Genomic DNA, 10,712 nt, shown 5'->3' with positions numbered 1-10,712 from the left:
TTGCCTGTATCGGCCACGGACAGCCGGAAAACCGGCCATTTCCCGAAATTCTCCGTCGAATTCGTTCAACGCCGGATGCGATCGGGTGGCGTGACCCGATCCGCTGCCGAGGGTGCTGCCGAGGGTGGTAGCCTGCACTTATGTTTTTCGGTGAGCTGCTTCTTCGCTGCCGCGACGAGTCCTAATCTGAGGCCTCCCTCGTCGCGGAGTTCGTCGTTGGCTACCCACCATTCGCGAGGAGATCCCAGATCATGAAAAACAATCAGACCGCATCCCAGATGCCGATTCACAAGTATCGCCCGTATCAGGAGCAGTTCACGATCGAGCTGCCCGACCGCACCTGGCCGGACAAGCACATCACCGCGGCCCCGCGCTGGTGCGCCGTCGACCTGCGGGATGGCAACCAGGCGCTGATCGATCCGATGAGCCCCGAGCGCAAGCGCATCATGTTCGACATGCTCGTGCGGATGGGCTACAAGGAGATCGAGGTCGGCTTCCCGTCGGCCAGCCAGACCGACTTCGACTTCGTGCGCAGCCTGATCGACGGAAATGCCATTCCAGACGACGTGACCATCCAGGTGCTCACCCAGGCGCGCGAGCACCTGATCCGGCGCACCTACGAGTCGATCGCGGGCGCCAGGCAGGCCATCGTCCACCTCTACAACTCCACCAGCGTGCTGCAGCGCAAGGTCGTGTTCCGCGAAGACAAGCAGGGCATCATCGACATCGCGTTGGCCGGCGCGCGTCTCTGCCGCGCCGCCGAGGCATCCGTCCCCGGCACCACGGTCTACTACGAGTACTCCCCGGAGAGCTACACCGGTACCGAGCTGGGATTCGCCGTCGACGTCTGCAACCAGGTGCTGGAGGTCCTCGAGCCCACGCCGGAGCGCAAGGTCATCATCAACCTGCCCGCGACCGTCGAGATGGCCACACCCAACGTCTACGCCGACTCCATCGAGTGGATGTCCCGCCACCTCGCCCACCGCAAGAACGTGCTCATCTCCCTGCACCCGCACAACGACCGCGGCACAGCCATCGCGGCCGCGGAATTGGGCTACCTGGCCGGGGCCGACCGCATCGAAGGCTGCCTGTTCGGCAACGGGGAGCGCACGGGCAACGTCGACCTGGTGGCGTTGGGCGTCAACCTGTTCACCCAGGGCATCGACCCGCAGATCGACTTCAGCAACATCGACGAGGTCAAGCGCACCGCGGAGTACTGCAACCAGCTGCCTGTGCCCGAGCGCAGCCCCTGGGCCGGCGACCTGGTCTTCACCGCGTTCAGCGGCTCGCACCAGGACGCCATCAAGAAGGGCTTCGAGGCCATGGCAGTGGATGCCGCCACGCAGGACTGCGGCGTCGACGACCTGCTCTGGGCGGTTCCGTACCTGCCGATCGACCCGAAGGACCTCGGACGCAGCTACGAAGCCGTGATCCGGGTCAACTCCCAATCCGGCAAGGGCGGCGTGGCCTACCTGCTCAAGACCGACCACGCCCTGGACCTGCCGCGCAAGCTGCAGATCGAATTTTCCGGCGTCGTGCAGTCCAAGACCGACCAGGAGGGCGGCGAGGTCACCAGTGAGCAGATCTGGGAGATCTTCAACGACGAGTACCTGCCGGCCAGCCACACCACGCCCGACGCCAAGTGGGGTCGGTTCGAGCTGCACGCCACGCGCACCTCGAGCGACCTCTCCGGTTCGGTCGAACTGTCCGTTGACCTGCGCGACGACACGACCGTGTCCAGCGCGGTCGGCGCGGGCAACGGCCCGATCGCGGCGTTCCTCGGCGTGATGGCCGAACGCGGCATCGCCATCACCCTCTACGACTTCGCCGAGCACGCCATGTCGGCAGGCGGCGACGCCCTCGCCGCGGCCTACGTCGAACTCGACGTCAACGGCACGCGGTTCTGGGGCGTCGGCATCGACGCGGACATCTCGACCGCCTCGCTCAAGTCGGTGGTGTCGGCGGTCAACCGCGGCATCCGCGCCGAGGCCGGCAAGCGGTCTCTGGCGGACGCGACCGCCTGACCCCGGGTAGCCTCAGCCGGCACGTGAACTCAGCCGGCACGTGAACTCAGCCGGCACGTGAACTCAGCCGGCACGTGAACTCAGCCGGCACGTGAACTCAGTCGGCGCGTGAGCAGAAAATCGTCAGCCCGGCCGAGTGCCTTCCCCGGGGGAGGCGCTCGGCCGGAGCGATGGTTCTCGGCTGCGTGCTGTCAGTCCGGCTCTAGACCCGCGCCGTGTCCTTCGTCTTCGCCCGGTGCGTCGGAGCGACGTGAGTCGGGTCGGCAGTCGCCCTGGCCGGTCGTGCCTTGGGCGCAGGGGTCAGCACCATCGTGCAGTCGTCGATCGCGCCGGCGAGCAGGTCGTAGAGCTGGCCGTCCGGGTCGGGAACGCACGCTTCCGCGATGCCCTGCACGGACACCCGGATGATGGTCTCCGCCGTGCGGTCCGTGAACTTGCTCCGAGACCAGGATCCCATCGAGGCGATGAAGTCTCGCGCCCACCGTTCGGTCGCCGGTGCCGCGTCAAACGAATTGCGGATGCGCAGGGCGACGTCGTCGGGAATGGTGCCGTTGGCCTCGGTCAGGTACCGTTCGCAGTTGAGGATCCCCACGGCAAGGGCCCGTTGGTGGTCTGCACTCGTGACCGGGAGCGCGGATGTGGCCGCCCGCAGAGCGATCAGCGGGCGCACCCGGGCGTTGTCCCCGCGCAGACCGATCACCGACGGGATCAGCGGGACCAGCCGGGCCCGGGCGGTGTCCGACGTGCAGTCGTTCACCATCCGAGCGACGGAGGCGAGTAACGGATGAGTGCAGGCAGGGTGGTCACTCCAGGCCACTCCGGCGAGATAGGAGGCGAACTCCATGAAACAGGCGCCGGAACGTGGGTTTCTGTGCTTGCCTCGGGACAGGACCGGCATCAAATCCGGCATCGAATCGGGCACGTTGCCCTTCATCATGTTCATGAGGTTCCTCCAAACGACGTGAGATCTTCTTACCAGTCTGACCCGGGACGCAATGAAAGGCGAGAGCGGAATCCGTCGTTTGTGGACCAGTTTCGGGCCCGTTCGGGGCCTCAGGCGCCGCGGTTCCTGCGCCGCCGGAAGGCGACGATATTGTCGCGCCGCCACCGGGGCCAACTGCCGATCGCGCGCTGCTGCGGCAGGCTCCAGCCGTACCGCGCGGCGAGGATCCGGATGACCGTCGTCACCACGACGCAGGCGATCCCGGCGATGGTGATGGGCACCTGCAGCATGAAGAGCACCACGAGCAGGCCGCTGCCGACCCCGGCCGCGACGGCGTAGAACGAGCCGACGTGCATCACGGCGATCGGCACGTTCAGCATCATGTCCCGCAGGGCCGACCCACCCACCGCCGTGACGACCCCGACGAACAGGGCGGGGATCTCCGGCAGGCCGGCGGCGAGTGCCTTGCTCGTGCCGAGGGCGCCGAACAGCCCGATGGTCACGGCGTCGAGGGCGATGATGAACGGGCCGAGCCGGTTGAACAGGCTCTGCAGCAGCATGCCGAGCAGAGCCGCCCCCGCGCACACCGGCAGGTACCAGTTACTCTGCAGCGCGGCCGGCACGCCGCCCAGCAGTATATCGCGGAGCAAACCGCCGCCGAGCCCCACGGTGACGCCGATCAGCGCGATGCCGAGCAGGTCGAAGCGGCGGTCGGTGAAGCGGCCGGCGAACATGGCGCCCTGCACGGCTCCGATGGCCACGGCCGTGAGGTCGAGCCAGAGCGGGATGAAGAATGAGGTGGAGGGCACCCCTAATGAAACCACTGAAACGGTGGGTATCGGCGCGCTTGACGACCCCGCGCTCCCGCCAGGTGGGAGAATTCAGGGGTGCCTGTCTACCGTGATGATGTCGTCGTGCTGCGCACCCAGAAACTGGGCGAAGCCGACCGCATCGTCACCATGCTCACGCGCCAGCACGGGAAGGTGCGCGCGGTGGCCAAGGGTGTGCGCCGCACCGCGTCGAAATTCGGGGCCCGGCTCGAACCGTTCATGGTCGCCGACGTGCAGCTTTGGGAGGGGCGGAGCCTCGACGTCATCACGCAGGCGGAGTCCATCGCTTCTTACGGAGCCCTGATCACGGCCGACTACCCGAGCTACACGGCGGCCAGCGCCATGGTCGAAACCGCCGACAAACTCACCGAGGCGGAGGGTTCGCTGCAGCAGTACCTGCTGCTCGTGGGTGCCCTCCGGTCGCTCTCCCGCCGTGAGCACGGCGCCGGCCTCACCCTCGACTCCTATCTGCTCCGAGCACTGTCGATGGCCGGCTGGGCACCCAGTTTCCAGGACTGCGCACGGTGCGGAGCCCGGGGAGCCCACTCAGCGATGGTTGTGCAGGCTGGCGGGATCGTCTGCGACGATTGCGCAGCCCCTGGTTCGCCGAGGCTCGATCCGGCCACCATCACCCTGCTCGGCTCCCTCCTGACCGGCGACTGGGAGCACACCAAATCCACCCCTCCCCAGACCAGAGCCCAGGCCACCGGGGTTGTCGCCGCCTACACGCAGTGGCACCTCGGGCGCGGCCTTCGATCGTTGGAACACGTGAGTCGATGACCCCTGCGCCCTTCCTCAATCCCTTCGGCCAGAAGCCCCTGACCCACAAGGATGCGGTGCCGTTCAAACCCTTGGACTGGACGGGCCTGTACCCGCCCGCCCTGCCGAAGCAGGCCGTTCCCGAGCACGTGGCGGTCGTGATGGACGGCAACGGCCGGTGGGCGAACGCGCGCGGGCTGCCTCGGGTGGAAGGCCACAAGGCGGGGGAGGCTGCGCTTCTCGACGTCGTCGCCGGGGCCATCCAGATCGGCGTCAAACACCTGAGCGTCTACGCGTTCTCCACCGAGAACTGGAAGCGGTCACCCGACGAGGTTCGCTTCCTGATGGGATTCAACCGGGACGTCCTGCACCGCCGGCGCGATCAGCTCAACGAATGGGGGGTGCGCGTGCGGTGGGCCGGACGCAAGCCCCGGCTGTGGGCATCCGTCATCAAGGAACTGCAGTTCGCCGAACGGCTGACCACCGGGAACGACGTGCTCACCCTCACCATGTGCGTGAACTACGGCGGGCGCACCGAGATCGCGGATGCCGTGCGCGCCTTGGCTGAGGACGTGGCCGCAGGCAGGCTGAAGCCCGCCGGGATCACCGAGAAGTCGATCCAGCGGTACCTGTACACCGCGGACCTCCCCGACGTGGACCTGTTCCTGCGCAGTTCGGGGGAGCAGCGCACCAGCAACTTTCTGCTCTGGCAGAGCGCCTACGCGGAGATGGTGTTTTTGGACACCCTCTGGCCGGACTTCGGCCGTGGGGACCTGTGGCGGGCGATCGAGCTCTACGCGGCCCGTAACCGCCGCTACGGCGGCGCCGTGGACGCGCCGACCGTCTAGGCCGGGAATACAACGTGGGGCTCCATCGGTTGACCTCACAGTGAGTGAAGCCATCAAAGTAGACATCTGGTCCGACGTTCAGTGCCCCTGGTGCTACATCGGAAAGCGCAAGTTCGAGGCCGGGGCGGCCCTGTTCGACGGGAACGTCGAGGTTGAATATCACAGCTTTGAACTCGCCCCGGATACCCCGGTCGACTTCGATGGCAGCCCCGTCGACTACCTCAGTCAGCGCAAGGGCCTGCCGGTCGCCGAGGTCGAGCAGATGCTCGAGCGCGTCACCGGCATCGCCGAGAGCGTCGGGCTGCACTACGACTACGACTCCGTGCATCAGACCAACACTGTCATCTCGCACGAGCTGCTGCACTACGCGAAGGCGCACGGCCGCCAGCTCGACATGAAAGAACGACTGCTCAAGGCCTACTTCGTCGACGGCCGCCACGTCGGCCGGATCGCCGACCTCGCCGACCTCGCCGCCGAAATCGGCCTGGACCGTGACGACGTCATCCGCGCCCTGACCGCCCACGACTTCCTCGCGGATGTCAAGGCCGACGTCGCTCAGGCCAACGCCTACGGCATCCAGGGGGTGCCCTTCTTCGTCATCGACGGCAAATACGGGATCTCCGGCGCCCAGGACCCCGACACCTTCGCCCAGGCCCTCCGCCAGGCGCACACCGAAAAATCCGAGGAGAAGAACAAATGAGCGACGCACCAGATACCACCGCCCCGGTCGCCCCCGCCGAGGCCGCGTCCGTTCCCACGATCGAACTTCTCGGCCAAGCCGCGGCCGGCGGATGCTGCGGCGGCGGCTCCTGCGGCGTCTAGCCGGGTCGTCAGGTAGGCGTCCCGGCGTGGGGGAGAATTGAACGGATGACTTCCGTAACCCAGACCAGCCCGGCGAACCTCACGATCGGCCCGCTCACGCTCGACGTGCCCGTCGTTCTCGCGCCCATGGCAGGGATTACCAACACGGCGTTCCGTCGTCTGTGCCGTGAATACGGCGCAGGCCTCTATGTCAGCGAGATGATAACCTCCCGTGCGCTGGTCGAACGCACGCCGGAGTCGATGCGACTGATCAACCATCACGAGAGCGAAAAGACCCGCTCAATCCAGCTGTACGGCGTGGACCCGAAGACCGTCGCCGAGGCGGTCACCCTGCTTGTGGCCGAGGACCGGGCCGACCACATCGACCTCAACTTCGGCTGCCCGGTTCCCAAGGTCACCCGCAAGGGCGGCGGCGCCGCCCTGCCCTGGAAGCTCGGGCTCTTCCGTCAGATCGTCGAGGGTGCCGTCACCGCGGCCGGTGACGTGCCGGTTACCGTCAAGATGCGCAAGGGCATCGACTCCGATCATCTGACCTATCTGGAGGCCGGCAAGGCGGCCGAGGGCGCCGGTGTCGCGGCCATCGCCCTGCATGCCCGCACGGCCGCCGAGTACTACTCCGGCCAGGCCGACTGGTCCGCCATCGCGACCCTCAAGAAAACCGTCACCAGCGTGCCCGTGCTCGGCAACGGTGACATCTGGTCCGCCGAGGACGCCCTGCGCATGGTCGCGGAGACCGGCTGTGACGGCGTCGTCGTCGGGCGCGGCTGCCTGGGCCGCCCCTGGCTGTTTGGTGACCTCGCCGCGGCTTTCCGCGGCGGCGAGTTCGGCGCGGCGGCTGCCAGGATCCAGCCCAACCTGGGCCAGGTCGCCGACGCCTTCCGCCGCCACGCGGTGCTCTTGACCGAATTCTTCGAGAGCGAGGAGCGAGCCTGCCGGGACATCCGCAAGCATGTGGCCTGGTATTTCAAGGGCTACCCGGTCGGGGGCGACCTGCGGGCGAGCCTGGCCTCGGTCGTCTCGCTCGCGCAGCTCGACGATCTGCTGGGCACCCTCGACGGCGATCAGGACTACCCCGGCGAGGGCGCCGAGGGGCCCCGGGGTCGGGCCGGCAGCCCGAAGAAAACCTCACTTCCTGAACACTGGCTCGACTCCCAGGAGCTGGTGTCGGCGGAACGCGCCAATCTGACCGAAGGTGAAGGGGACACAAGCGGTGGCTAATGAGACCGGATACAGCAGGCACGACGAGGAACGCTGGCTGCCTGAGGAGCACGGCTCCAGGCGCAGCGATTTCGCTCGCGACCGGGCCCGGCTTTTGCACTCGAGCGCTCTGCGCCGGTTGGCCGCGAAGACCCAGGTGCTGAGCCCGGCCGCCGGTCTCGATTTCGCGCGCAACCGACTCACCCATTCTCTCGAGGTCGCCCAGGTCGGGCGCGAACTCGCTCTGCGGCTGGGCCTCGACCCGGACATCGTCGACACCGCCTGCCTGGCGCACGACATCGGCCATCCGCCCTTCGGCCACAACGGCGAGAAGGCCCTCAACACCTGGTCCGCAGACATCGGCGGCTTCGAGGGTAACGCGCAGACGCTCCGCCTGCTCACCCGACTCGAACCCAAGGTCTTCGGCCGTCACGGCCGCAGCTATGGGCTCAATCTCACCCGGGCGAGCCTCGACGCGAGCTGCAAATACCCTTGGCCGGCCGACTCGTCGGTCGCCGATCCGAGCGGCCGCGCCAAGTACGGCTTCTACCCGGACGACAGGGAGGCCTTCGAGTGGATGCGCTCCGGCGCCGCGGAGCGCCGGCGCTGCATCGAGGCGCAGGTGATGGACCTCTCCGACGACATCGCGTATTCCGTGCACGACTTCGAGGACGCCGTCGTCAACGGCTACATCGACGTCGGCCAGCTCGGCAGCCGGACCAACCACGAGTCGCTTCTGGCCACGATGACCGAGTGGACCGGCGATGGTCTCTCCGAGGAGGACCTGGCCGACGCCTTCGACCGGCTGGACTCGCTCAACGCCTGGCTTGAGACCTGGTCGGGCAGCCGCCGCGACCAAGGCCTGCTGAAGAACTTGACCAGCCAGCTGATCGGCCGCTTCAGCGGTGCCGCCGTGCGCGCCACCCGCGACGCCAACCCGGGGGGCGACCTGATTCGGTTCGGCGCCCACGTGGTCGTGCCGCGGGAGGTCGAGGCGGAGATCGCCGTGCTCAAGGGCATCGTGGCGACCTTCGTGATGACGCGACAGACCCGCAGGCCCATCTATGTGGAGCAGAGGCAGGTGCTCACCCTGTTGGCGCGCACGCTGCACGCGACGGGGGACGAACACCTCGACGCGGGATACCGGGAGGACTGGCACGCAGCCGCCGACGCCGCAGCCCGCAAACGCGTCGTCGTCGACCAGGTCGCCAGCCTTACCGACCAGTCCGCGCTGGCCTGGTACGAACGCCTTGTAAAGCACTGACCCGCGCGAACAACAGCACGGACAGCACGGGCAGCACCGCACAGAACGACGACACCACACCGAACACCGACACGGGCAGGACTAACATTCAGCTATGGCAGGCCTGATTCGACAAAACGACATCGAAGAGGTCAAGTCCCGCACCAACATCGCCGACATCGTCGGCGACTACGTGAGTCTCAAGTCCGCCGGCGTGGGATCGATGAAGGGGCTGTGCCCCTTTCACGACGAGCGCAGCCCAAGCTTCCACGTGCGCCCACAGGTCGGTTTCTACCACTGCTTCGGTTGCGGCGAGAGCGGCGACGTCTACTCCTTTCTGCAGAAAATGGACCACGTCAGTTTCAGTGAGGCCGTCGAACGGCTCGCCGGCCGGGTCGGTATCGAGTTGCACTACGAGGGCGGCGCCGGCGAGGCTCCCGACCACACCAATCGGGCCCGCCTGTACGCCGCCAACCAGGCCGCGGCCGACTTCTTCGTGGAACGCCTCGGCAGCCCCGGCGCCCTGGTCGGGCGTACCTTCCTCGGCGAACGCGGCTTCGACTCCCTCGCGGCCGCCCGGTTCGGGGTCGGCTTCGCCCCGAAAAGCTGGGACGAGCTCACCAACCACCTGCGCGCCAGGGGGTTCTCCACCGAGGAACTCACGCTGTCCGGTCTCGTTTCCAGCGGCGACCGCGGCGTGTACGACCGGTTCCGCGGCCGCCTGGTCTGGCCGATCCGGGACATCACCGGGCAGACCATCGGCTTCGGGGCGCGTCGGCTCCTCGACGACGACAAGGGACCCAAATATCTGAATACCCCCGAAACGCCGATCTACCACAAGTCCCAGGTGCTCTACGGGCTTGACCTCGCCAAACGCGACATTTCCCGAGGCCACCAGGTCGTCGTCGTGGAGGGATACACCGACGTCATGGCCTGCCACCTTGCCGGGGTGACGACCGCGGTCGCCACCTGCGGCACATCCTTCGGGGTCGATCACATCAAGGTGCTGCGTCGCGTGCTCGGCGACGACAGCGGGGTCGGCGAGGTCGTGTTCACGTTCGATCCGGATGCCGCCGGCCAGAAGGCCGCCGTGCGCGCATTCAGCGAGGAGCAGCGTTTCTCCGCCCAGACGTACGTGGCCGTCGCGCCCGAGGGACTGGACCCGTGCGACCTGCGACTGCACCGCGGCGATGACGCCGTGCGCCGACTGATCGACTCGAAAAAGCCCATGTTCGAATTCATGATCCGGCAGTTGCTCGGCCAATACAACCTCGACACGGTGGAGGGTCGCGTCGCCGCGCTTCGCGCCGCGGCGCCGATCGTCGGCGACATCCGTGACCCGACCCTGCGACCCGGTTACACGCACGAGCTGGCGCGCATGCTCGGCATGGAGCTCGGCGAGGTCGGCAAGGCCGTCTCCGCCGCTCTGTCGCGCTCCCGGAGCACCAGTACGGCCACTCCGGGAGCTCGGCCGGGGGAGAACGAGCCGGTGCCCCGGGAGCAGCCGTTCTCCATGATCGACCTGGCGACCGACCCCGTCACCCGGCTGGAACGCGACGGCCTGATGGCCATGCTGCAGCGCCCTACCGTCGTCGGGGTGGATCTGATCCAGCGCGCCGCGGCCACGAACTTCGTGAACACCTCCCTGGCAGTGGTGCGCGACGCCATCGCGGCCACCGCGCCCCACCACGACGCCGTCGACTGGCTCGACCGCATCGTCGCCGAGGTCCCGGCCACGCTGGAAAACCTGGTCAAGGAGTTGGCGATGGCTTCCCTGCCCGAACGGTCCGAACGCGAAATCGGCCGCTACGTGCGCGACATCACCGTGGCCCTGATCGACCGGGACCTGCTTCGCCAGAAGGCCGAACTGCTCGGTCGGCTCCAGCGCGCGGATGCGACCAATCGCGACGTCTATGTGGCGCTCCAGCGGGAGCTGGTGCGAGTCGAGGCCGAGCGCCGCAACCTCCGGGAGGATTAGACCGGGCTCGTCTCGCCCGGCTCCTCCTTGGTTGCAGCTCGATAAAGATGCATCGTATTGCGCCGGGA

General features: G+C 67.5%; 10 protein-coding genes. 8 read left to right on the top strand and 2 right to left on the bottom strand.

The window, feature by feature from the left end; translation table 11 throughout:
• Positions 1-251 precede the first annotated feature (251 nt).
• Entirely contained in the window at positions 252-2,024 is a 1,773-nt protein-coding gene (gene leuA / locus E3T25_RS14230) for a 2-isopropylmalate synthase (RefSeq protein ID WP_134375016.1), read from the top strand.
• A 202-nt stretch (positions 2,025-2,226) separates the two neighbouring features.
• Here leuA and E3T25_RS14225 read toward each other — a convergent pair whose 3' ends face one another.
• Positions 2,227-2,967 carry a hypothetical protein gene (locus E3T25_RS14225; protein ID WP_174843955.1) on the bottom strand — a complete coding sequence of 247 codons (741 nt, stop codon included), beginning with the start codon at positions 2,965-2,967 and terminating at the stop codon, positions 2,227-2,229.
• A 110-nt stretch (positions 2,968-3,077) separates the two neighbouring features.
• Positions 3,078-3,776, bottom strand: a complete 699-nt coding sequence (locus tag E3T25_RS14220; RefSeq protein ID WP_241980904.1) for a trimeric intracellular cation channel family protein — start codon at positions 3,774-3,776, stop codon at positions 3,078-3,080.
• Positions 3,777-3,854: 78 nt separating this feature from the next.
• On the opposite strand from E3T25_RS14220, the gene recO reads away from it, so the two are divergent.
• From recO to dnaG, 7 genes are all read left to right on the top strand, one after another.
• Positions 3,855-4,577, top strand: coding sequence for a DNA repair protein RecO (gene recO / locus E3T25_RS14215; protein WP_104099989.1), 723 nt, complete (start codon positions 3,855-3,857; stop codon positions 4,575-4,577).
• Entirely contained in the window at positions 4,574-5,404 is an 831-nt protein-coding gene (locus E3T25_RS14210; protein WP_104099988.1) for an isoprenyl transferase, read from the top strand. The genes recO and E3T25_RS14210 overlap by 4 nt, the downstream gene beginning before the upstream one ends.
• A gap of 40 nt (positions 5,405-5,444) precedes the next feature.
• On the top strand, positions 5,445-6,104 hold the full coding sequence (locus tag E3T25_RS14205; RefSeq protein WP_134343376.1) for a DsbA family oxidoreductase: 660 nt from the start codon (positions 5,445-5,447) through the stop codon (positions 6,102-6,104).
• Positions 6,101-6,226 (top strand): hypothetical protein, encoded by a 126-nt coding sequence (locus E3T25_RS17720; protein ID WP_255409015.1) that lies wholly within the window; start codon positions 6,101-6,103, stop codon positions 6,224-6,226. Before E3T25_RS14205 ends, E3T25_RS17720 begins: the two co-directional genes overlap by 4 nt.
• Before the next feature lie 45 nt (positions 6,227-6,271).
• Positions 6,272-7,444, top strand: coding sequence for a tRNA dihydrouridine synthase DusB (gene dusB, locus E3T25_RS14200; protein ID WP_104099986.1), 1,173 nt, complete (start codon positions 6,272-6,274; stop codon positions 7,442-7,444).
• Positions 7,437-8,687 carry a deoxyguanosinetriphosphate triphosphohydrolase gene (locus tag E3T25_RS14195; protein ID WP_174843953.1) on the top strand — a complete coding sequence of 417 codons (1,251 nt, stop codon included), beginning with the start codon at positions 7,437-7,439 and terminating at the stop codon, positions 8,685-8,687. The genes dusB and E3T25_RS14195 overlap by 8 nt, the downstream gene beginning before the upstream one ends.
• A gap of 94 nt (positions 8,688-8,781) precedes the next feature.
• Positions 8,782-10,644 carry a DNA primase gene (dnaG, locus tag E3T25_RS14190; RefSeq protein ID WP_134375012.1) on the top strand — a complete coding sequence of 621 codons (1,863 nt, stop codon included), beginning with the start codon at positions 8,782-8,784 and terminating at the stop codon, positions 10,642-10,644.
• The last annotated feature ends 68 nt before the right edge of the window (positions 10,645-10,712 follow it).

The sequence above is a fragment of the Cryobacterium sandaracinum genome, from assembly GCF_004403415.1.
GTDB classification, from domain to species: Bacteria; Actinomycetota; Actinomycetes; order Actinomycetales; family Microbacteriaceae; genus Cryobacterium; species Cryobacterium sandaracinum.
This window is presented reverse-complemented; position numbering and strand designations above follow the sequence as displayed.

Coding starts and splice junctions, on each gene's coding strand:
- leuA (WP_134375016.1), top strand. CDS start 252: ATGAAAAACAATCAGACCGCATCCCAGATGCCGATTCACAAGTATCGC.
- E3T25_RS14210 (WP_104099988.1), top strand. CDS start 4,574: ATGACCCCTGCGCCCTTCCTCAATCCCTTCGGCCAGAAGCCCCTGACC.
- E3T25_RS17720 (WP_255409015.1), top strand. CDS start 6,101: ATGAGCGACGCACCAGATACCACCGCCCCGGTCGCCCCCGCCGAGGCC.
- dusB (WP_104099986.1), top strand. CDS start 6,272: ATGACTTCCGTAACCCAGACCAGCCCGGCGAACCTCACGATCGGCCCG.
- dnaG (WP_134375012.1), top strand. CDS start 8,782: ATGGCAGGCCTGATTCGACAAAACGACATCGAAGAGGTCAAGTCCCGC.
- E3T25_RS14225 (WP_174843955.1), bottom strand. CDS start 2,967: ATGAACATGATGAAGGGCAACGTGCCCGATTCGATGCCGGATTTGATG.